Raw genomic sequence first — 22185 nt, forward strand, 5'->3', positions numbered from 1 at the left:
ACATTGTTATATTCGTGCTTTGCAATATTGTTGAAAAAACATAGATGGTGCTATGTAGAATAAAATTGTGATGTATTTTTTTCAAAAAAGCTTTTTCGTGTTCTCTTATATAGAGTTCAGGAGTGTCTTCAGGGATATTTTTACATTAGTTTTTATTGGTCCGAATCATAAGTTATGCGTAACATTATTCGCGTTTTTGATAGATCATACCAATTTCCATAAGAAGGTTTGGATCACGTGATGCTTGTTGTTTCACCATGGCACATGGCTAATAGAACTTCATCTGATTTTGTAAAATAAGTTTGTACACAATTGCTTCCATACTGCCTATTGCAAATATTTTTTTCTAAGGTATGAGATACATTTAAACGCTTTAGCGTTATACAGTTTGACTACATGGAGTATGACTATGAAGAATGATAAAAAATTTGAAACAACTTTATCTGACATTATTGTGAAATGGGAGTCTTTATCGACGTCTCAAAAGCAAGCGATATTGGATAGAGTAGAAAATTCTACAGGTTCTGCTCATTCAACAGAACATTTAAGGCTTCAATCTTCTTTTTATCTCCAGACGAAATCAAAGTTATGAGTTTTAAGTCTTCATCGGAGATGTTGAAACCAGTTATTACATATATGGCACTAGCATTTCCCAGTGTGTTCAAAATAGCCATGAGTTTATCTACTGAAGGCCTCTTGCCTCCATTTATCATTTGTTGGACGTAATTTTGTCCACAGCCTGCAGCTCTGCTTATTTCAATCATTGTTCGTCCGTCACTTTTAATCAATTCAACTAAGCGTTGGAACCAATCTTTTTCAGTCTTTGTCATTTTTAGACCTTTACATATTTACGCTATAGCGTTAATATTGCGTTGCGAATCCAGAATATATGATACAAGGAGCGTGAAAATATCCATGTGTAGCTCTTCGCTAATGAAGCATATAGAGTTGTTTTTAACTAATAACAAAATGTCCCCATACACTTTCAGATTCGAATCAATAAAAAATGGTTGCTTGGTTCCACGGTTGTGAAGAAACAAATGTGTATACCAGAAACGGCGATACACACTCGTACGCTTATGAGATTTTACTGTGATAGTATACGTAGCAGCATTATAAATCAAGATATACCCGAATATCAGAATTTGTAAAAAATTCTGCGTTGAGGTGGTGTGTGAATATAATGAAGCTTTAGAGCCTTAAGAGATAGGATAATGGCTGTAGAAAAAATGTAAATTCATAGGCAAAAAATACTAATTTCTTCTTTGATTGTAATAAATTAGATCACTATCAGATGGTAGATCGTATATATGCGTTAAAAAATTTTGGAAATATCAAAAAAAGTGATCTTGGATATTTTATTAAACAGGAAGGTAATCTGAGTCACAAAGGTGGTTGTTTGGGGAATTGTACATTCGATCAATGCCCTTAGGGGGATAAATGTGTTTTTATGATGCTGCGTTTTATAATGAAGCCTGTGTTTACAATGATATTGTTATTGATAACAAGGCATTAACATATGGTTGTGTAGTCGTTCGTAAGGGTTTGCATATTTATGAAAGATAAGCACTTTATCGTTATTTAAATATGAGTGGAGATGCATATGTTTACGCTAATGCGGTCTTTTTTGATCAAGTTTTGAATGCTCAATGTATTGAATTTTATGGCGATACTCGTGATTGTAGAAAGGCTCGAGTTATAATGATGCTTTAGTTTATGGTGATGTAAAGATTTTTGGGAAGGAAAAATTTTACAGAAATGCTGTGCTTTGTGACACTGAAGATTTTTGTAATCATGAAAAACTTTCATATATAGCTGCATTCCACATGGCGTAGAAAAGGAAGATAGGAACGATTTGGGTAAGGCTTGTATGATTGCATGGCATCGTTAGTTTTATTTTACGTTCCTTATTTTTGTATTTTGTGTCAATAAATGTGTCGCAAATAATTAGTGTAAGCGTGTAGATTTAGCCGCTTTCAGAGATTTTTTTTGCGTCATTTATCAATGCTTTAATGGAGAAAATAAGAATGCCGAGAGTGATTGTTCACACTTGGAACATGCAGTTTATTGTATTCTTTTTTTGATTGAGGATAAAACAAATTGGTCAAGATGATCACTTGAGCGACAATTAAGGGAGATCCAAATGAGTGTAAACGAAATTTTATTGGGAGCAATGGTTGTTGTTTTGTTGTTCAGCGGGGTTATATTTCGGTTTTCTTTATATTATCGCAATCAAGTGAAAGTTTTAAAAGAGGAATCTAGAAGAATAAAGCATGAGTTTTTAAGAGATTCTATGAAGATGACTGAAGAACGAGATAGAGCTATTAGAGAGCAAAGTATGGTGATTAAAAGACGTGACCAGGCAATTGAAAAACTGAAAAAACAAATTAAGCAATATGAAAAACATGAAAAGAAATATCAAAAAATGCTTAAATCTGAAGATGATAAAGAGTGATTGTATTCATATTTTGCATTAAAGAGCTTGGAAATTGTTAGGAAGATTGGAATGATGAGAGAGATAAACTTTAATGAAGCCAATTATGATGCTGATGGAGAGATTGTATTGGAAGAGAATATTCAAGTCTACTCTGATTTTATGAAAGCATGTAAGTTTATAAGACAGAGCGTTGTTGGTTATAAAATAAGAGTTTATGATGATAAACCAGTTTATCGGTATGTTGGTTATTAAAAAGCACGTCTATACAATCCAGCAATTTTATATTATTGCTGGAAACAATTTTGCGTGTTCCTTTTATATGTAAGGTATAAATGCTACGATAGTTTCAACTAATAAGTATCAAAAATTGCATGATAATAGAAAAAAAGAGATATCTGATTTTTATGAAGATGAAATAGGTAAGTCAGTTATGATTATCAAATGCAGAAGAGGAATATAAAGGTAAAAGATATTAATATTTGGTAGAGTAATTGTATTTTATCATTGATGATTTAGCTTCTTTTCATGTGCGTTTATTTTTATGAAAAATAAAAGACTTAAAAGATTTTCTTTTTTATAAATGCTATAGAGAGTTGAGTATGATTGAAAATAAACATAGTAATATGCAAGAATTTAATCGTTATTTATGAGTATTAGAAATAACACAAAAGCTCCTACCCTTTGAGGGAAAGACGATTGCTTTTTATTTGTCACAAAAGTAACTCACATACCATTATATAAAATGAACACTTGTTCTAATGGTAAAGAACGTTAGGACTGTAGTTCTCTAATAAGAGCCTTATGTGTAATTTCTTTGATTTGCTCAATATTGATTAAGATATCTTGTTTTGTTGGATAACCTTTACTAGAAAAAGCAATCTTTTGTGCATCTCCTGAGATTAAACGCCAATACCATTGATTGTGAACTCCTTGAAACACCTCAAAATACATGCTTCCCACCTCATAAAATAGCTGATAATTTTCAGGAATAAATATTTAACTAATCCATTTATGAACATTAATGTATGTCTCTATAGGAAGTCGTCAATATATTGCCCTTAAATTTTCTGACCTTAAAAAATAATTTCTATGAGAGCTATTATCCTTTTAACAAGAAAAAAATTCTTGTCAATAAGATATAAATGAGAACTTTATACTAAAAAATTATTTTTTTTAATTTAAAGACACTATACTTTCATTTACAATGCGAACGTTGTTATTGTCGTTACAGAAACAAATTTTATAAATTAGACAAAATTCCACCAGCGCGGATAAAGTAAAAAATACTTTTCTCCATACTGGTAGAGTTTAATCATTTCTTGTTTTTGCTATTTGAAATAGACGTTTATTGATTAGCTATAGCCTCTTTTTGGGATACGCTTCGAATAAGTAAATCAATGAATAAACTAAGGGTATAAGAATTGGCCATTTTAGCTTTCATATCGATAAGAGAGGTTGTAGTTTTAGGGTTAAAGTCATTTGATAAACCTTGTCTTGACAAATATTGCTGCAATTTTTCATAAGAACTATCAATTTTTTCTTGATTTAGTTTTTCGTTACGATCACTATTGGCAAGTGTTTCTTCCAATCCCTCGATTTTTTTAATAAAATAATTCCAGTCAAAATCACCTTTTGTATATTCGGTGTCAAACATTTTTCCTTGTCCAGTTAAAAGCCAATTAATATTGACACCATATAACGTGCGGTATGTTTGTAAGACACTAAGATTGGGCTCTCTCTCTCCACGCTCATAAAAAGCAATAGAATTTTTTGTCATGCTAAAATTTTTAGCTAAGGTTTCACGTGATGGATCGCCTAAAGCAAGACGTACATAACGCAAACGTTTTCCAAATATGGTTTTTGATTCAGTTTCAGGACGTGCCACGAATTATCTCCCTCAGTAAATCATCATGGTATAAATCATTAAATAATAAAAGCACACTATGTATTAATATTATATGATATAATGTCAATATTTATAGCTTTAATTTCTTTTAATTTTCGTGGATAGAAAAAAAATCTTTCACTTATTGTATTGACAATTGATATTCATTTCAAAACAAAATCCTCTGTTTGCTACATTTGTCTCTTGCTTTTTTTGAGAGAATTTTCATGTAACTTTACCATATATATTCTATACACCTCTGCATTAATAGATGCAACTTTAAAGAGATGCAAACTTTGGATTTGTACTGAGTGTACTTTAGATGAATTAGAAATAAACTTTAAGGAATGATCATGGCCCTATTACGCTATTTTGGGTTTGCTTTTTTTTTCACGATTATTGGTGTCTTTTTAGGAGGGATTATTGGTTGGTTTGAAACGGAAAGTATTACTGGTTTTCTTAAATATTTTTTTATTTGCTTTGTTTTAGGAGTTTTGGAAATTTCTTTATCTTTTGATAATTCTATTATCAATGCGCGTATTCTTAGTAGAATGGATCCGTTGTGGCGTCGTCGTTTTCTTATATGGGGCATTTTGATAGCTGTATTTGGGATGCGAATTGTTTTTCCATTATTGGTGGTTGTCGTTGCTGTTGGGATTAATCCAATTGCGGCAGTCAAATTAGCGATATGGGAACCACATCTATATGCTGAAGTTTTAACCGATGCACATATGGGGATTGCTGCTTTTGGAGGCACTTTCCTTATGATGGTTGGCTTAAAATATTTTTTTGATTCTGAAAAAGAGGTGCATTGGCTTAATGTTATAGAGAGACCTGCTCAAAAGTTTGGGGCGCTTGTTGGGATTGATATTGCAATTGTTTTGATTTTGATCTTATTTGTTTCAGGGCAGATTGACGCAGAAAATAAAATAACTTTTTTATTGGCAGCCCTTTATGGACTTTTGACCTTTATCGGTGTTGAAGTTGTGGGTCATCTCTTGGATACTCCTCAAAAGACTTTAACAACAGTAGCTCACGGGGGAGTAGGGGCGTTTCTTTATTTAGAAGTTCTTGATGCTAGTTTTTCTTTCGATGGCGTAGTCGGTGCTTTTGCCTTTTCACACAACCTTTTTATTATTGCGATAGGTCTTGGTATCGGCGCATTTTACGTTCGTTCTATGACAATTATGTTGGTTGAATCAGGGACATTATTGCATTATCGTTATTTGGAGCATGGTGCTTTTTATGCAATTCTAGTTCTTGCAGTGATTATGTATCTGCAAACGATTATATCGGTTCCTGAAGTTTTTACAGGACTTGTAGGAGTCTGTATTATTGGAATGGCATTATATTCTTCGATTCGTTTTAAGAATCGTCAATTGGATAAACATGTTGTGTCTAAGTAATGGAGATTTCTTATTTTCTCAGGTATTTTTAAAATCGCATCTCTTTGAATAGAAAGAGGTCTTTCATGCAAAATGAAATACTATTTTATTGCTTATTTGCGTTTTTGTTTTAAAGTTGAGTCCATCGCATGATACTACCTATGAAGGGAATGGTGTACAATCTCTAGGATGTTTTTTGACCTAAATTTAAGAGAGAAAGCTGATGCTATACTTTTGACCAGCTTTCAATATTATGACAGGCTCCTGCATTTAATGGTTCATAAGAAGCATTTTTACTGTTTTTTTGAATGATTTTTATTCATACATTGATTCTCTTTGTAACGTGTAAGATAATGGTTTTGAAATAGGTTTGAAATCAGAGAATTTACGATATTCTGGACTCTCACTTAAATATGTGAAAAATAATTTATCCTTTATAAATCAGTATATTATAATGGTAGATTAGAGAAGAATATTTTAAGAGACCATTAAAAGTTCTATACCAGCTTCGTTCATCGTTTTAAGCATAGTGTTTAGTGATCCGTTTACATCAATACCAGCGCAGGCATTTAATGAAACACTGACTTTAAAACCGCATTGTATAGCATGAAGAGCAGAAAATCCGACACAAAAATCAGTTGCTAAGCCACACATAATGAGCTTGGTAAAACCATGTTCTTTGAGATAAACTTGTAAACCTGTTGGTGTTTTTTGATCATTTTCAAGAAAAGCAGAATAGCTATCCATTTTTTGATTATAGCCTTTTCTAAGGATAAGTTGTGCCTTTTCTACTCTAAGAGATGGATGAAATTCTGCTCCTTGTGTTCCTCGTATGCAATGATCAGGCCAGAGTATTTGAGGACCATAGTCAAGAATGATGGTATCATAGGGCTTTTTTTCAGGATAGCAGGAAGCAAAGCTGCAATGGTTTTTTGGGTGCCAGTCTTGGGTTAAGATAACGTGGTCAAAATGATTTATGAGATTATTGACGGCGGGTAAAATAGCATCACCTTGTGGTACGGCAAGTGCTCCACCTAGTAAGAAGTCATTTTGAACATCAATGACGATTAAGGCTTTTTTTTCCATAAATATATTCCTATATGAGATGATCTTTTATCGTATTTTTAAAAAGCTATATGTCGTCTTGAAGTTTTGAAATGATGTGCTGGATATTGATATTATTTGTATAATTATCAAGCCAAAAGAGGGGGATGGATAAGTTTTTACAATTGGTTTTATAATTTTTTACAAATTGTAACCACGTACCAATGGGAAGTGCACTGTAGTTATTTTTTGCTACGTGTTGATGCAAAGCTTTCATGATCATTGGGCTTGGAACGTCAGATCCCATAAGGCGGCGTTCGTTTTGTAAACGTAATTTAAGCCATATCAAGGCAAGGGGGGAAGACCATTGTTTTCCGTAGCAAAAAATCGATGAAAAAAGGGAAGGATTTTTTACTGCGTAATATAAAGCCCATAAAGCGAAAAAAGAAGGCGCATAGAGAATTGCTTTTCTTTTTGGTACCATATTACATTGATAAGTTGGTTTAATACGATAAAAATACAATGTTATATCTGGTATGGAAAAGAGAGGCAATGTTTGATAACAGGTTTCAGGTACAGCTAAAAAGATTTGCTTTTTGCTTTTTTGGGGGATGTTTTTTTGCATTCAGTACCATACTGGGGCTTGTGAGATTAGAAAAAATGTACCAATATAAAGTGAAAAGCTTTTGATACGATGTAAGTGCTATTTACTGTACAGTTTCAAAAAGCAAAAGCAGTTTATTTCAAAATCCTAATCTTTAATATCGCACAATATAAAGAGAAATTTATGGCACGTCAATTTATCTATCATATGGCTGGGCTTAACAAGTCTTACGGCAATAAAAAAGTTCTAGAAAATATTCATTTGTCTTTTTATCCAGATGCGAAGATCGGTATTTTAGGGTCGAATGGTGCAGGGAAGTCAACTATTTTACGTATTATGGCTGGGCTAGATAAGGAATATACGGGAGAAGCATGGATTTCTGAAGGAGCACGCTGTGGTTATTTACCACAAGAACCTTTGCTTGATACGAGCAAAGATGTGCGTGGCAATGTGATGGAAGGTGTTGCAGATAAACAAGAAATTCTTGAGCGTTATAACGAATTGATGATGAATTATAGCGAGGAAACGGCGGATGAAAGTGCACGGCTTCAGGACATTATTGACAGTCAGAATCTTTGGGATTTAGAAAGTCAAGTGGAAATGGCTATGGCTGCTCTTGGTTGTCCGCCAGCCGATGGAGATGTAACAAAACTTTCGGGTGGTGAGAAGCGGCGTGTTGCACTTTGTAAATTGCTTTTGTCAAAACCTGATTTATTGCTTTTGGATGAACCGACAAACCATTTAGATGCTGAAACGACGGCTTGGCTTGAAAGGCATCTACGTGAATATCCTGGGGCTGTGCTTTTGATAACTCATGATCGTTATTTTCTCGATAATGTAACGGGGTGGATTTTAGAGTTAGATCGCGGGAGAGGTATTCCTTATGAGGGGAACTATTCTGCTTATTTGGGGGCTAAAGCCAAGCGTTTGGCTCAAGAAGGCCGTGAAGAGGCAGCGCGTCAACGTGCTTTATCACGTGAGCAAGAATGGATCGCTTCTAGTCCAAAAGGGCGACAAGCAAAGTCAAAAGCTCGGATTAAGGCTTATGATGAGTTGGTTCAAGCAGCACGTGAGCGCCGTCCTGGAGAGGCGCAAATTATTATTCCTATTGGAGAAAGATTAGGACAGGTTGTTATTGAGGTTGATAATCTCTCTAAAGTTTATGGTGAACGTGTATTGATTGCTTCTCTTTCTTTTAAGCTTCCTGCTGGTGGCATTGTCGGTGTTATTGGGGCCAATGGTATGGGAAAGTCGACTTTGTTTAAAATGTTGACGGGACAGGAACAGCCCGATACAGGTCAAATACGTATCGGTGAAACAGTTCACATGAGTTATGTGGATCAGAGTCGCGATTCCTTGGTGGGGAATAAAACTGTTTGGGAGGAAATTTCTGGTGGAAATGACATTATTAAATTAGGCAAATATGAGATGAATAGCCGCGCTTATTGCGGGGCTTTTAATTTCAAGGGGGCAGATCAGCAGCAGAAGGTGGCAAATTTATCAGGAGGGCAGCGCAATCGTGTCCATTTGGCGAAACTTCTAAAAGAGGGGGGGAATGTGCTTCTTCTTGATGAACCGACAAATGATCTTGATACTGAAACGTTGGGTGCATTGGAAGATGCATTAGAAAATTTTGCTGGTTGTGCCGTGATCATATCGCACGATCGTATGTTTCTTGATCGATTGGCAACGCATATTTTAGCCTTTGAAGGTGATGGCCATGTGGAATGGTTTGAAGGTAATTTTGCTGAATATGAGGCTGATAAAGTTCGCCGTCTTGGGGGTGAAGCCCTTAACCCTAAGCACGCAAATTATAAGCCTCTTACACGCTAGAATTTCTTATCTTATGGGAACTTTATTGAGAAAATAGTGTGTTTTTGTGTTTATGATTTCATCAATAATGTCGTGTGTATTCCGTGGAAGTTTTTATTCATGGGAAAGAGGAGAGGCTCTTTATGAGACCATGACGAAAAGAAAGCTATTCTACTTGTGAATAGAGCTGTTCCTGCTTGTAAAATTGCCATGAAGAGGGGAAATCTTTCATAGAAAGTGCCATTGTACAAATGCTCTGGTCGTTGAGCATTAGCGTCTTTAATTTAAAGCTACAAACTGAAACCATCCTATTATTTATTCTCTTCCAATGTTGGATAATTTTTGTTTTGAGATAGCTATAAGAGGCATTTCACTCATTTTCTGTGTTTTTGTCCATAGTCCGCCATTTCTGAGGTGCAAGAGAATAGTTTAATTGATTTACCATGAATAGGTTTGAAATGAGAAAAGATGACGATATTTAGTCTTTTATTTAAGTTAAAAATGATAAATAATCATTATAAATCAAATTGTTATAATTATTTATGGGTAATGAGATAAGATCTTTTCATCTTTTACAGTAGCCTATTTTTTTCATAGGATGATAAAATGGCGGGAATGAAATAGATAAGAATATGCGCATTATGCTTGACTTTTTTTTCTATAAACAAATGTTTATAGGAAGGTTTAGGGGATAATTATGAAAAAAAGTACAAGTTTAGATGCAATGACTGTGCTGCTGAAAGCGGTAGCAGAAGTAAACCATTTACGTGTTCTTAGGCTCTTGCATCATGAAGATTTAACAATCGCTGATTTTATTTTTATTCTTGACCAGTCGCAAGTGTGTATATCACGATATTTATGTTTATTGTACGAAGCACGATTGATTGAGCGTTATCAGAAGGGAGGTTGTCTTTATTTTAAGCTTTGTCATGATTTTTGGGGTAAAGATATTGTGATGGGCATTTTTTCGGCTTTTCCAAAGCATGATGTGTTGTTAGCGCACGATTTAGAACGTTTGAAGTATGTCAAAAAGCAGCGTCAAAAAACGAGGAAGAAGCATTTTTTACAAAATATGTCGCAATGGGATCTCTTACGATCGTCCTATATGGTAGATCACAGTGTGGAAAATGCTTTACTTAAAATCGTGGGTGATAAGCCATTTCAGACGATGCTAAATATTGGAATGGGTGGAGATTTTGTTTTAAAATTGTTTTCTGATCTTTATACGCATGCGATTGAAATCGTGCTTGATCGTGATGTTTTGCACTTGCCTGTTGGAGAGACAACTTTTGATTTAGTCATTCTTCATTGGGTTTTACATTTTCTTGAAAATCCTGAAATGGCTCTTCATAAGATATCAGGTGTTTTGCGTCCTCATGGGCGTTTATTGATTGTGGATTTTGGTTATCATAAAGCTGAATCTTCACATTCTGATCAAGCGCATATGGGGTTTGGATTTTCGGCTTTACAAATAGAACAATGGCTAAAAAATGCCGGACTTATTCTAGAACAAACGGTTTGTCTTACTCCTATACAAAATGAAAACAGTGAGGAGGGCATGGTTACACTTTGGCTTGCTCGTGATTCGCATTTATTGGTTGACGATATCAAAGATAAACAAGTAGATTTTGCATAAAGAGCGTTTGTTAACGTGCTTTATTTTCTGATTTTTATCAAGGAATAGCGCAGAGATAAAACTTTATTTAATCATTAATAACCTATTGTTTTTTACATTTGTATTATGTTTTTATATGAGAGTCTTGGTGTTTCATAAGGGCGTGTAGCCTGTAATCATGAAAGCACTTTCTATAGAGTTATAGCCTATGAGGATCATTATTTAAGGTGTCTTAATATCATATTTGTTTTATTAGACAATACATTGATTTTAAACGACATTTATTTTTAGACTTCAATGAGAGGCTCAAATATAAGAATATTTTTTCATTTCAAATTTCCTGTTTCAGAATCCAAAAGAGTCTGTTTGTCTGTTACAAGAGAAGATATTTATCTAAATAATACCGTTTATAAAAGGAAATACATTTTCTAAATGTGAGAGTGGCTGCAATATGATATAATAGCGCATAATATAATATAGTGATGGCTCATACCTTCATAAATCTCAAAAATGGTGGTGCCCAATAGATCTTAAGGTGTCTTTTAAAAACAGCTACTTAGATAAGAAGTACCTTGGAATTTTTAGTGATGGGTGCAAAAAGATGCTCTAAAAAGGCGAAAAAGTAAAAGGGTAAGACAATGCATGATTTTCATTATTTAAAACACAGCGTTATGAGCGTGTTTGAAAGTCGTAAAGGCAAATGAAGGGGATGGTAAAGATGGCAATAGGTTTTTTATTGTTGGCTTTTATGTTTCGTTCAAAATAAATGATGGCTTTTTTAAGATTACTCAAACAGACGTAAATATTTTTACTCTAATTGGGCATATAAAAGCTGGGACTGTTTACATGGTTCTCATTTGCTCTAGTCTTTATCTCAAGTATATTGCCATGCTAGGAGCAGGTGTTGATTTACAAGTAATAGCAAAAGTAAAAGCTTGGTAGATGACGCCATAAAATTACTCATAAATTAGTAATGGATTGGAGTGATATTCTGAATTTTAAAAATATTTTGTACAACAATGGTTATAATAGCGTATCTGGCTTTACGTTTATTTCTTTCTACAAGCATTCATATATTGCGTTCGTCTATGTGTTTTGCATTATATTCATAAAAATAAGATTGACGATAATCTATGGATAGTCCGTGGCTGAGAGTAGAAAAGAAAAGCGTGATATTACACTAAAGTTTCGTATCTCTTTATCATGAGAAGTATGAAGGTTATTAAATAAGTCCATTTTTCTTGCCAAAAGTGATTTTTTCTTTTTATGCTTACCGCTCATTTTATGACGCAGCCCGTTAGTATAGCGTAAATTGATAGGGCATCATCGTTTTATGTTTTTTATCCATATGCTTTTTCTTGTTTGTGATGTGCGATAGTATGGCTATTCATTGATTCAATAGACGAAGATTTAAAATAAGGGAATCTTACGTTCTTTAGATCTCTCATGTAAATTGTAAAATAATGTGTTATGATTGTAAATCAATGCATTATTTACGTTAGAAGAACAGACTATAACAATTTTTGAGCATAGAAACTACTGTGTATGTTATTTTACGGGATCATTTAAATGATAGAAATTAAGAGAAACTGTCTGCATTGATCTCGGTTTGTTATGTTAAAATGCGTTAGAGCCTGTTGGTTATTGTAAAATAGTTTATCGTTATTTGGAATGATTATAGGACGTGATTCGAAACAAATACCTTCAGAGTTCTCATTTTTTACGGTTATTTGTGTAAGATTTTAAAAATCTACATTTTTATTTTTGTGGTGATTGCTGTTGGAAAAGTGATTCTACTTTTACATAGTTTGATTTTTATAGGGTGGATACGTAGAAATTACGTTTTTTTTATTATGATCATCAGAGTTGTGAAAGAAACTATTTAAAAGTTATAACGATCGTAGATTCTAATTGATGCTTCTTGGAATAAAATTGCTTCAAATTGGTGCATTTTAAACTTTTTTTGCCTAAATTTAGACATTTTTAAACGATTTGTAACTCTTTGATGTTTTTTTGCATAGAAGATGATAAGAATTTCTTGTTGTTTAAAGAATTTTATTCCATAGCAAGAATATTGCATCGGCTATCTTAGTGGTTGATGTGAGAGGACGATCGGGGAACCTCCTCCCCCCCCCGCGTGGATCCCCTAGATTGTCTGGCCTGACTGAGGATTTCCTCAGTCAGGCTTTTTGTAATTGTTTAGGGGGTGTTGTAGGTGTTATTGGGGGAAGTCTAAGATCTGTTATTAGTTTCGCCTATGGTACCTGAATACGTAGAGGGGCAGGTCTTATTGGGCGGATAGTGTTAGCGTATTCATTTTCAATAACTTAATTTTTCTTTATTGAGGCATTGTTGAATGCTATAAGGAGAATCGTAAAAGGAATCTATGTTTGTGTTCTGTGATCTTTAGGTAAGAGATAATGGAATCTTTTTCTCGTCGTATTGTTTTTATTTTATTTATGTTTTTTATTTTTGGCGCTGTCTTTTTTGCTTCTCGAAGTGCTGTTGTTTATCAGTTTTTTTCCGATTGCTCTTCTTTTTCTTCTCAGAAGCTTGATGTAACGGAGGAGGAGTTGTTAGAGAGATTGTCCGTATTTTTCCAGATATTATCAAGCATCTTTCTAAGATGAGTTCTCAACAGCAAGAGTTGTTTATTGCGCAGCTGCGTTGCGATGTAATTGCGCTTGCTTTTAAAAGTGGTCAGAGTCGTGAGCAGGCGCACAAATCTGGTGAAACTGTTGCTATGGCTTTCTCAAAAGCGATTTCTCGTCCTGCCATTACTAATGCTTATTTTTAGCTATTTTTTTTATCGCGCTTTTGGATTTTATTTTAAAGAGCGAGAGCTTTTCGTGAAGTTTTGAAAAAGTGTGAGGGGATAATCAATTGGTAAGGTAATTAGCAAATTATCTTACTCAAAAGGTAAGCAATCAGAGTATAAGGATAATGTTGCAATCATTACAGGAGTGATAGCAAATCTATCAAGGGTGTTGCTCGCGTTAATCGCATTTTATATGCTAGTTGTTTTTTATTTGATATGAGAAAATAAAATTTTAAAGGATTTAAGATTCCTTTGTTCTACGGATTTTAGGATATTTATTCACTTGTATGATTTGTGAAAATGAGGTGCAAGGTTGATAAGGTAATAGTCTGTAACAAAGAAAAAAATATTTGAATGAAGATTGAGAGGTCTATTTTTATTTAAAAAGGCTTTAGGGCTGTGAGTTTTCTAACATTTTTCAAAAAAACAGACAAAAGTAATTGTTAAGCTTTGCTGTAGGGACAAAGACGGATATGGCTTTTTTAGCATATTGTTTTATAATGATAATTTATCATTATTCATATTGAATAAGAATTTTAAGAATTGTAAAATTCTCTCATTTTAATTTGTCCATGGTGAAAAAATCAAAATCAGTTTCTTGTACATTCCAAGTGGGAGGCTAGTGTGGATAAAAGCTCTTTTAAAAAAGAAGTAAAAAGCTTCTTTGGGGCATCTTGAGAGCTAAAGGTCTGTTGCAATATTTTGAATTGGTAAAGAGTATGATGGTTTTAGTATATTTATGAATTTTTATGCGCAACGACGGGGGAGGCATTTGTGTGACATGTTGAGTTTTATCGGACATAAAGAGTGCTGTGGGTGTTTATTGACCAGAGAGAAGCGTTGATAACGGTTTATATTTTCTATGAAACTTTTTTGATATTGAGGACCTTCGGTAAAAAGATGTTCTTGTCTCTCTTACTTTATGGGATTGATCTCAATAAAAAAAATAATAATCTTATGTAAAAAATGTTACATCTATTTAAGATGTGATTTTTTTAATATAAAATTTAATATAAAAATTGAGTGATACAATAGTGATAGCAAAAATTTATAGCTTATATCATTTTATTTAATACGCTATAAGATTAATTATAGTCTCTTTATTTCTTTTATTTTATGATATAGAGAAATCTATAATTTGTGCATAAAGAGATTTTCTTCTGTTGCAGAATTTTATCTTGAAATTGTCTTACTCTTTCCTTTTTCAAGCCGTTCTTTTGCTTTCTTTTTTTGTACAATACGTTCGCAAATTATTTGCAGCTAGAATTTGAGAATGTTTGAGTGAAGAGAAAGAAAATGCAATTTTTGAAAATCTTGTTAAATACAGCGTGTGCTGTATTTTTTGTATTTGATATAAGTTGGACTCATAATGTCTTAAATGTTGCGGAATCAGGAGAACCTTCAGTGATTGTTGCTTCTAAGATTCCTGATCGCCCTTATGAGTTTCTTATTCAGAAACTTGCGAATAAATATAATGTTCCCGTTAATTTAGCACATGCTGTTGTAAAAGTTGAAAGTAATTATAAGGCAGGTATAAAGGGGGCTGCTGGTGAAATAGGTTTGATGCAAATAAAACCCTCTACGGCACGAGGGTTGGGTTTTAGTGGTTCTGTACAGGATTTGTACGATCCAGCGACCAATCTTGAATATGGTATGCGTTATTTGGCACGGGCGTATAAACTCAGTGGTGGAAGTACGTGTGGTACAATTCTTAAATATAACGCAGGTCATGCTGCAAAAAAAATGAATTCTATTTCGGCGAAATATTGCGCAAAAGTGAAAACTTATCTGGCTTCATTAAAATAAAAACATCTTGTTAGACAGGTTTGCTATAAAATATTTTAAGATGCTATTTTCACGGAGCAGAAAATGTTTTATAAATTAGTGCGTCAGTCGGCTGGGCAGCCGCGCTTGTCTAATGCTGAAATGCGGCAGGTGAGGAAAGTCCGGGCTCCATGGAAAGACGGTGCCGGGTAACACCCGGCGGGGGTGACCCTAGGGAAAGTGCCACAGAAAGTAAACCGCCTATTTTTATAGGTAAGGGTGAAAGGGTGGAGTAAGAGCCCACCGCGCATTCAGTAATGAATGTGGCAAGGTAAACCCCACCGGGAGCAAGACCAAATAGAAATGACGTGCAAAATTTAATTTGCAGCCGATTTCCGGGCGAGTCATTCGGGTAGGTTGCACGAGGCGGGTGGTAACATCCGTCCCAGATGAATGGTTGCCATGTAAAGTGTAAGCTTTACTCTACAGAACCCGGCTTATAGGCCGACTGATATTTCATGACGATACGCGATATTTTATAAGATCAATTATATATGCTCTTTTATGGAGTCTATGTGTTTGAAATGGACACTTGAGCAAAGAGTATTTTAAAAAATTATAACATTTCTTTAAGTATAATGCGTTAGGATCTGTTTTTGGATAACTTTAGTTTTTCGTTCATTGTGGTTAATATGAAAGTTGAAGGCTAGGTTATTCTAAGATCAGTTGCTATGAGAGAGCTGTTGATTTGAGACAGCATAACTTCAAGACGGATTATTTTGATAAAGCAGGATCAAAGAGCTGAACGCCATATTCCAGTGTTGTTGCAGCCAGTTTTGGCTGGGCTTATGCCATTGGTTGGAGCAAAAGTGATTGATGGCACCTTTGGTGCTGGTGGTTACACGTGCGCTTTGTTAAAGGCAGGGGCACAGGTGATCGCTCTTGATCGTGATCCTCATGCTATTAGTGCGGGACAATCGCTTGTTGAAGAATTTTTTCCACGACTTCGTTTGGTGCAAATGGAATTTTCACAGTTGGATCGCGTTGTTGAAGAGAAGGTAGACGCTGTTATTTTGGATATAGGCGTCTCTTCAATGCAGCTTGATGAAGCTGAAAGGGGATTTTCTTTTCAAAAAGATGGTCCATTGGACATGCGAATGGCTCAGACTGGTTTTACAGCCAGCGATGTTGTAAATCATTTAAAAGCAAGGGATTTAGCACGTATTTTTAAGATATTAGGAGAAGAGCGTTATGCGGGGCGAATTGCACGGATGATTGAAAAGCGTCGTGTTATTCAGCCTTTTTTGCGTACAGGTGATTTGGCGTATGCTATTGAAGCGTTGATAGGACGTAAGCCGGGAGATCGCATTCATCCTGCAACACGTGTATTTCAGGCTCTTCGCATTTATGTTAATGATGAAATTGGTGAATTGGCACGTGGCTTATTTGCTGCTGAACGCGTTTTAAAAGCTGGGGGGCGTTTGGGCGTTGTCAGTTTTCATTCTCTTGAAGATCGTATGGTCAAAAGATTTTTTTCGGCTCGTTCAGGAGAATGTATGAGATCACGCTATCTGCCTGAAATAAAGGCTGCTCCAGCAACATTTTTTCCTTTGTTTAAAGGGGGGATTACGGCAACTAAAGAGGAGTTACAGAAAAATCCTCGTTCACGTTCTGCAAGGTTGCGTATTGGTGTACGCACTGAAGCAGAGGCTCTTGCAGCGGATATGAAATTATTTGGTTTAGCAGAGATTGCCAGTTTTGAAGGCAGCAAGAAATGACAGTTTTTCGTACATTTGATATGATTTTAGTGTTGATTATGATTTGTATGGCAGGTCTTACTTATAAAGTAAAATATGATGTTCAAAAACGAATGAACCAAGTTCGTCATCTTGAGCATGAAATTGCTGCAGCAAAAAATACGGTAAGTTTGCTTCGTGCTGAGTGGGCTGTGATGATAAGGCCTTCACGCATGCAAAAACTTGCGAAACGTTATCAAAAAGAACTTGGGTTAGAAGTTATACAGCCGCGTCAAGTCGTGGAGTTTAAAGACATTCCGGTACGGGTACATGATCAAATTGAAGAAGTGATTAAACAAAATATCTTGGAAGATAATCAGGATATTTTGACAGATAATCGGGCTTCTCAGATCAATGGTGTTGTCCAAAAAGGCGCGCAGTAATGAAATCGACTTTTTTATTCTCACAGAAGAAAAAGCGCTTAAAGAATTCGTTGAATAATCAGAATGTTTCTGTTCGTCGTCCCTATTCTAGTCGTCCACGTTTGCTTTTTTCGTTGTTTTGCTTTTTAATTTTATATGGCATCATGGGAGCTTGCCTTATCTCTTATGGGTTGGAAGGTGGACAGATTGAAGAAGCAAAAGGTCCAGGAGTTCTTCAATTAATGGCACGGCCTGATATCGTTGATCGTAATGGTCGTTTATTGGCGACAGATATTAAAACTTATTCACTTTTTGCTGAGCCACGACGTATTATTGATGTGGATGAAACAATTGAATTGCTCTCAACAGTTTTGCCTGATCTTAATTGGCAGGAAACCTATAAGCGCTTAAAAAGGAAATCTGGTTTTTCTTGGATACAGCGTGGGTTAACACCAATGCAGAAGACGCAAATTATGGCTCTTGGTATACCAGGGATTGGTTTTCGGACTGAAATTCGTCGTTTTTATCCTGATGGATCTGTAACTTCCCATATTCTCGGTATGGTGAATGTTGATAATCAGGGCATTGCAGGTATGGAAAAATATATTGATGATGCGGGGTTGAGTGCTTTGCGTGCCGCTGGTCTTGCCATGGAAGAATCATTAAAACAAGTTCAGCTTTCGATTGATGTGCGTGTTCAGGCAATTGTTCATGATGAACTTATTCAGGCTATGAAGCGTTATAGGGCAATTGCTGCAGGAGCTGTTATTTTAAATATACATACGGGGGAAGTTTTGGCTTTGGCATCACTACCAGATTTTGATCCTGGAAATCCTATTGAAGCTTTAAAAAGTGATCGTCTCAATAGGATGACGGCAGGAGCTTTTGAAATGGGATCGATCATTAAAAGTTTTACAACCGCCATGGCTCTTGATTCCAATATTTTTCATTTAAACAGTATTATTGATGCTTCAAAGCCAATAAAAGCAAGTAGTGGGTATACCATTCATGATTTTCACGGAAAAAATCGACCCTTAACGTTATGGGAGGTTTTTATTTATTCTTCCAATATTGGTTCTGCTAAGGAAGCATTGGCCATAGGAATTGACGGACATCGTAATTTTTTGAAACGACTTGGTTTACTTGATCGAATGACAACGGAATTACCTGAAGTTGCACATCCTATTGTGCCACCTCATTGGAAAGATATTCATTCTATGACGATCTCTTTTGGGCATGGTATGGCAACAACGCCCTTGCAAACAGCTGTCGGGGCTGCTGCTTTAGTAAATGGTGGTTGGTTGATTGAACCTACGTTTTTAAAACGTACAAAAGAACAGGCTGTGCAACATGCAAAACAAGTTTTACAGGCCAAAACGAGTCAAAATATGCGTTATCTTTATAAGTTAAACAGTGATATTGGTTCGGGGCGTAATGCAAAAGTAGAAGGTTATCGCGTTGGTGGCAAAACAGGAACAGCCGAAAAAGTTGAAAATGGAAAATATTCTAAAACAAAAAATTTCAATAGTTTTCTTGCTGCTTTTCCTATTGAGAATCCTTCCTATGTTGTTTTAACAATTATTGATGAACCAAAGCCTGAAGAGGGACAGCGTTCAGCAACAGCCGCAATGAATGCTGGACCAATGCTTGCTAATATTGTTCGTCGCACAGCTAGTTTTCTTGGTGTAAAACCCGATTTTAAAAAAGAATATGAGCCTCTTTTAAGTAAAAAGAGCAATTCAAGTTTCGTTAAACAACAGTAAAATAAATACAAAGGTGCATCGTTATGTTGTTTGGAACAGTTTTTACAGAATGTCTTGAAGATCAGAATCTTTCTTCAATGGAAATAACAGGAATCAGTGCAGATTCTCGACAAGTCTTACCAGGCTATGTTTTTGTCGCTGTTCAAGGAAAAAAAAGTGATGGAAGAAACTATATAGATGATGCGATAAAGCGTGGCGCACGAGCAATTGTTACAGATTGTCATGCTGTTCTTGAGGATTTATCTGTTCCCATTTTACGTGTTTCTAATGTTCGTCATAGTTTAGCGTTGGCAGCTGCACGTTTTTACGGTTCTCAGCCTGACACGGTCGTTGCTGTTACTGGTACAAGTGGTAAAACATCTGTTGTCTCTTTTATTCGGCAAATTTGGACCCATGTTGGATTTTGTGCTGCGAGTATAGGAACGGTTGGTGTTGTTTCTCCTAAACGGAATATTTATGGTTCTCTCACAACACCTGATGCGGTCGTCTTGCATCGTCTTCTTTGTGAAATTTCTCATGAAGGTGTGACTCATGCAGCTCTTGAAGCTTCTTCGCATGGGCTTGATCAAGGGCGACTTGATGGAGTCCGTTTAACGGCTGGTGCCTTTACCAATTTAGGGCGAGATCACATGGATTATCATACGGGGGTAGAGGATTATTTGCAGGCTAAAATGAGGTTGTTTGATACACTTTTGCCTGTATCTGCTCCTGCGTTGATTTTTGCTGATGATGTCTATTCACAAAAGGTTATTGATATTGTTACACAAGCGCACCGCCGTGTCTTGACAATTGGTCGTAAGGGGCAATTTATCACGATTAATCGTGTCGAACATCAACGCTCAAAACAGTGTATTGAGTGTCGTGTGGAAAATAATATTTATACATTTAATTTGCCTTTAGCTGGAGATTTTCAGGTAGCCAATGCGCTTATGGCAGCGGGGTTAGCAATTGCAACGGGTGTTGCACCTCGTAAGGTTTTTTCTGCGGTTGAAACTTTGCAGGGGGCACCTGGGCGGTTGGAATTGGTTGGAAAGACAGAAAATAATGCGCCTGTTTATATTGATTATGCCCATAAACCAGAAGCTTTGGAGCAGGTTTTGCTTTCTGTTCGTCCCTTTACGCAAGGGCGTTTGATCGTTGTTTTTGGTTGTGGAGGTGATCGTGATCAAGGAAAAAGACCTTTGATGGGAAAAATTGCGGCGGATAAAGCGGATATTGTTATTGTAACGGATGATAATCCCCGCACAGAAGTGCCAGAAAAAATACGCAAGGATATTTTACAGGCAGTGCCAACAGCAATAGAGATAGCAGATCGTGGTGAGGCTATTTCTTACGCGGTGGAGCTTTTGAAAGCTGGTGATACACTCATCATTGCTGGAAAAGGTCATGAGGATGGCCAAATTATAGGGCAGACAACTTATCCTTTTTCAGATCGTCTGAAAGCGATAGAAGCTCTAGAGGACCGAAAGAAATGACAGCTTTATGGGGTAAGCAAGCACTTGTTGCTGCAATTAATGGTGTTGTAATGGGAAGCATGCCAGAAACTTTTTCTGGGGTTTCCATTGATAGCCGTACTCTTGTGGAAGGTGATATTTTTTTCTGCATTAAGGGGCATCATCTTGACGGTCATGATTTTGCTGCGCAAGCTTATGAACGAGGTGCAGGCGTTCTTATCGTTTCAGAACACCGTTTGAGGGATATGAAAAAGATATCGGCTCCACTTATTGTTGTTCCTGATGTTTTGCAAGCCCTAGAAAAACTTGCACAAGCGGCACGCAAACGTTCAAGAGCTAAGATTATCGCGATAACGGGATCGGTGGGAAAAACAACGACAAAAGAAGCTTTGAAACAAGTACTTGCAACGGCTGGGAACGTTCATGCGAATCTCGCTTCTTTAAACAATTGCTGGGGGGTTCCACTCACTTTAGCACGGATGCCTATGGAGAGTAATTATGGTATCTTTGAAATTGGCATGAATCATAGAGATGAAATTCGCCCTCTGGTCAAACTGGTTTGTCCGCATGTTGCTCTTATTACGCATATTTGTGCAGGACATATGGGTTTTTTCAAAAATCTTGAAGAAATAGCAACGGCAAAAGCTGAAATTTTTGAAGGATTAGATGAGAAAGGCATTGCCATTTTAAATGCGGATAGTGATTTTTTTTCTTATCTCGTTCAAAAAGCAAAGAAATGCGGTGTAAAGGAAATTCTAAGCTTTGGTGAGACTGAAAATGCTGATTATCAAGCGCGAGAGATACGTCTCCTAACAGATCGTTCTTCTATGATTGTACATATTAGAGGGCGGGATATGGAGGTTCAAATTGGTGCTCCCGGACGCCATATTGTGCAAAATTGTTTAGGGGTTATTGCTGCTTGTGATGCTATGGGGGTTGAGTTAGAGCCTGTTTTTCTTTCTTTTCGCCATTTTTCTTCTCAAAAGGGGAGAGGTGTTCGTTATCGACTGTCTTTATCAAATGGGGGTGAATTTTATCTCATTGATGAAAGCTATAATGCAAATCCTGCTTCTATGCTTGCTGCGCTTGAGCTTCTTGCTACAGGACCAGTTGGGAAAGAGGGGCGGCGAATTGCTATTTTAGGGGATATGCTAGAGTTAGGGGAGTATAGTGAAAAGCTTCATCGTGATTTAATAAAACCAATACGTCTTTCCGGTGCTAATCCGGTTTTTCTATTTGGTGAGGCGATGAAATCTTTAGTCAGTGATTTGTCTGCTGGTGTTAGGGTTTATTATGCTGAAAATATTGAGAAAATTTTGGCGCTTCTTTTAGCTGAAATTTCTTCTGGGGATCTGCTTATGGTTAAATCATCCAATAGCCTTTGTTCATCAAATATTGTGACTGCTTTGCTTGATCACTATAAAGCGGTTTCTTCATAGTTTTAAG

At 35.9% G+C, this 22185-nt stretch carries 18 protein-coding genes, 1 other RNA gene and 1 pseudogene; 15 read left to right on the forward strand and 5 right to left on the reverse strand.

The window, feature by feature from the left end; all coding sequences use genetic code 11:
- Window positions 1-409: 409 nt before the first annotated feature.
- Window positions 410-592 (forward strand): hypothetical protein, encoded by a 183-nt coding sequence (locus tag PVV60_RS02365; RefSeq protein ID WP_273722851.1) that lies wholly within the window; start codon window positions 410-412, stop codon window positions 590-592.
- Here PVV60_RS02365 and PVV60_RS02370 read toward each other — a convergent pair.
- Window positions 516-830, reverse strand: coding sequence for a helix-turn-helix domain-containing protein (locus PVV60_RS02370; protein ID WP_007347852.1), 315 nt, complete (start codon window positions 828-830; stop codon window positions 516-518). The two genes, PVV60_RS02365 and PVV60_RS02370, sit on opposite strands and share 77 nt — an antisense overlap.
- A 1313-nt stretch (window positions 831-2143) precedes the next feature.
- Between PVV60_RS02370 and PVV60_RS02375 the strand changes: the two genes are divergently transcribed.
- Both PVV60_RS02375 and PVV60_RS02380 read left to right on the forward strand, forming a co-directional pair.
- A complete protein-coding gene (locus PVV60_RS02375) occupies window positions 2144-2455 on the forward strand; it encodes a hypothetical protein (RefSeq protein WP_273722855.1) in 312 nt (103 codons plus the stop codon).
- 51 nt (window positions 2456-2506) lie between these two features.
- The gene (locus PVV60_RS02380; protein ID WP_273722857.1) at window positions 2507-2689 is read left to right on the forward strand and encodes a hypothetical protein; all 183 of its coding nucleotides are present in this window, start codon (window positions 2507-2509) and stop codon (window positions 2687-2689) included.
- 519 nt (window positions 2690-3208) lie between these two features.
- Here the strand turns inward: PVV60_RS02380 and PVV60_RS02385 are convergent.
- Together PVV60_RS02385 and PVV60_RS02390 are read right to left on the reverse strand one after the other, a co-directional pair.
- A complete protein-coding gene (locus PVV60_RS02385; protein WP_142416545.1) occupies window positions 3209-3388 on the reverse strand; it encodes a DUF1508 domain-containing protein in 180 nt (59 codons plus the stop codon).
- Between the two features lie 394 nt (window positions 3389-3782).
- The gene (locus PVV60_RS02390; protein ID WP_273722862.1) at window positions 3783-4322 is read right to left on the reverse strand and encodes a helix-turn-helix transcriptional regulator; all 540 of its coding nucleotides are present in this window, start codon (window positions 4320-4322) and stop codon (window positions 3783-3785) included.
- A 353-nt stretch (window positions 4323-4675) separates the two neighbouring features.
- Between PVV60_RS02390 and PVV60_RS02395 the strand changes: the two genes are divergently transcribed.
- A complete protein-coding gene (locus tag PVV60_RS02395; protein ID WP_273722864.1) occupies window positions 4676-5728 on the forward strand; it encodes a DUF475 domain-containing protein in 1053 nt (350 codons plus the stop codon).
- A 456-nt stretch (window positions 5729-6184) separates the two neighbouring features.
- On the opposite strand, the gene pncA is transcribed toward PVV60_RS02395, so the two are convergent.
- Window positions 6185-6793 carry a bifunctional nicotinamidase/pyrazinamidase gene (pncA, locus tag PVV60_RS02400; protein ID WP_273722866.1) on the reverse strand — a complete coding sequence of 203 codons (609 nt, stop codon included), beginning with the start codon at window positions 6791-6793 and terminating at the stop codon, window positions 6185-6187.
- A 46-nt stretch (window positions 6794-6839) separates the two neighbouring features.
- Window positions 6840-7376, reverse strand: coding sequence for a hypothetical protein (locus PVV60_RS02405; protein WP_273722868.1), 537 nt, complete (start codon window positions 7374-7376; stop codon window positions 6840-6842).
- A gap of 162 nt (window positions 7377-7538) precedes the next feature.
- Here PVV60_RS02405 and ettA point away from each other — a divergent pair, with 162 nt between their 5' ends.
- From ettA to murF, 11 genes and pseudogenes are all read left to right on the forward strand, one after another.
- Entirely contained in the window at window positions 7539-9188 is a 1650-nt protein-coding gene (ettA, locus tag PVV60_RS02410; RefSeq protein ID WP_273722869.1) for an energy-dependent translational throttle protein EttA, read from the forward strand.
- Window positions 9189-9864: 676 nt separating this feature from the next.
- On the forward strand, window positions 9865-10803 hold the full coding sequence (locus tag PVV60_RS02415; RefSeq protein ID WP_273722871.1) for an ArsR family transcriptional regulator: 939 nt from the start codon (window positions 9865-9867) through the stop codon (window positions 10801-10803).
- Window positions 10804-11463: 660 nt separating this feature from the next.
- Window positions 11464-11724, forward strand: a complete 261-nt coding sequence (locus PVV60_RS02420) for a hypothetical protein (protein ID WP_273722872.1) — start codon at window positions 11464-11466, stop codon at window positions 11722-11724.
- 1478 nt (window positions 11725-13202) lie between these two features.
- Window positions 13203-13579: pseudogene (locus PVV60_RS02425) on the forward strand (hypothetical protein).
- A 1317-nt stretch (window positions 13580-14896) separates the two neighbouring features.
- Window positions 14897-15406 (forward strand): lytic transglycosylase domain-containing protein, encoded by a 510-nt coding sequence (locus tag PVV60_RS02430; RefSeq protein ID WP_273722873.1) that lies wholly within the window; start codon window positions 14897-14899, stop codon window positions 15404-15406.
- A gap of 83 nt (window positions 15407-15489) precedes the next feature.
- Window positions 15490-15880, forward strand: an RNA gene (gene rnpB, locus PVV60_RS02435) — RNase P RNA component class A.
- A 263-nt stretch (window positions 15881-16143) separates the two neighbouring features.
- On the forward strand, window positions 16144-17142 hold the full coding sequence (gene rsmH / locus PVV60_RS02440; RefSeq protein WP_273722875.1) for a 16S rRNA (cytosine(1402)-N(4))-methyltransferase RsmH: 999 nt from the start codon (window positions 16144-16146) through the stop codon (window positions 17140-17142).
- Window positions 17139-17543, forward strand: a complete 405-nt coding sequence (locus tag PVV60_RS02445) for a hypothetical protein (protein WP_273722876.1) — start codon at window positions 17139-17141, stop codon at window positions 17541-17543. Before rsmH ends, PVV60_RS02445 begins: the two co-directional genes overlap by 4 nt.
- Complete coding sequence (locus tag PVV60_RS02450) at window positions 17543-19285, forward strand: penicillin-binding protein 2 (RefSeq protein WP_273722878.1); 1743 nt, start codon at window positions 17543-17545, stop codon at window positions 19283-19285. Before PVV60_RS02445 ends, PVV60_RS02450 begins: the two co-directional genes overlap by 1 nt.
- Before the next feature lie 23 nt (window positions 19286-19308).
- A complete protein-coding gene (locus PVV60_RS02455) occupies window positions 19309-20760 on the forward strand; it encodes a UDP-N-acetylmuramoyl-L-alanyl-D-glutamate--2,6-diaminopimelate ligase (RefSeq protein WP_273722880.1) in 1452 nt (483 codons plus the stop codon).
- On the forward strand, window positions 20757-22178 hold the full coding sequence (murF, locus tag PVV60_RS02460; RefSeq protein WP_273722882.1) for a UDP-N-acetylmuramoyl-tripeptide--D-alanyl-D-alanine ligase: 1422 nt from the start codon (window positions 20757-20759) through the stop codon (window positions 22176-22178). The genes PVV60_RS02455 and murF overlap by 4 nt, the downstream gene beginning before the upstream one ends.
- The last annotated feature ends 7 nt before the right edge of the window (window positions 22179-22185 follow it).

The organism is Bartonella sp. AU18XJBT, from assembly GCF_028618595.1.
Lineage (GTDB): Bacteria > Pseudomonadota > Alphaproteobacteria > Rhizobiales > Rhizobiaceae > Bartonella.

What these genes read in the sequence shown, in the direction of transcription:
- PVV60_RS02365 (WP_273722851.1), top strand. Translation starts at nt 410, where the DNA reads ATGAAGAATGATAAAAAATTTGAAACAACTTTATCTGACATTATTGTG.
- PVV60_RS02370 (WP_007347852.1), bottom strand. Translation starts at nt 830, where the DNA reads ATGACAAAGACTGAAAAAGATTGGTTCCAACGCTTAGTTGAATTGATT.
- PVV60_RS02375 (WP_273722855.1), top strand. Translation starts at nt 2,144, where the DNA reads ATGAGTGTAAACGAAATTTTATTGGGAGCAATGGTTGTTGTTTTGTTG.
- PVV60_RS02380 (WP_273722857.1), top strand. Translation starts at nt 2,507, where the DNA reads ATGATGAGAGAGATAAACTTTAATGAAGCCAATTATGATGCTGATGGA.
- PVV60_RS02385 (WP_142416545.1), bottom strand. Translation starts at nt 3,388, where the DNA reads ATGTATTTTGAGGTGTTTCAAGGAGTTCACAATCAATGGTATTGGCGT.
- PVV60_RS02395 (WP_273722864.1), top strand. Translation starts at nt 4,676, where the DNA reads ATGGCCCTATTACGCTATTTTGGGTTTGCTTTTTTTTTCACGATTATT.
- pncA (WP_273722866.1), bottom strand. Translation starts at nt 6,793, where the DNA reads ATGGAAAAAAAAGCCTTAATCGTCATTGATGTTCAAAATGACTTCTTA.
- PVV60_RS02405 (WP_273722868.1), bottom strand. Translation starts at nt 7,376, where the DNA reads ATGCAAAAAAACATCCCCCAAAAAAGCAAAAAGCAAATCTTTTTAGCT.
- ettA (WP_273722869.1), top strand. Translation starts at nt 7,539, where the DNA reads ATGGCACGTCAATTTATCTATCATATGGCTGGGCTTAACAAGTCTTAC.
- PVV60_RS02415 (WP_273722871.1), top strand. Translation starts at nt 9,865, where the DNA reads ATGAAAAAAAGTACAAGTTTAGATGCAATGACTGTGCTGCTGAAAGCG.
- PVV60_RS02430 (WP_273722873.1), top strand. Translation starts at nt 14,897, where the DNA reads ATGCAATTTTTGAAAATCTTGTTAAATACAGCGTGTGCTGTATTTTTT.
- PVV60_RS02445 (WP_273722876.1), top strand. Translation starts at nt 17,139, where the DNA reads ATGACAGTTTTTCGTACATTTGATATGATTTTAGTGTTGATTATGATT.
- PVV60_RS02450 (WP_273722878.1), top strand. Translation starts at nt 17,543, where the DNA reads ATGAAATCGACTTTTTTATTCTCACAGAAGAAAAAGCGCTTAAAGAAT.
- PVV60_RS02455 (WP_273722880.1), top strand. Translation starts at nt 19,309, where the DNA reads ATGTTGTTTGGAACAGTTTTTACAGAATGTCTTGAAGATCAGAATCTT.
- murF (WP_273722882.1), top strand. Translation starts at nt 20,757, where the DNA reads ATGACAGCTTTATGGGGTAAGCAAGCACTTGTTGCTGCAATTAATGGT.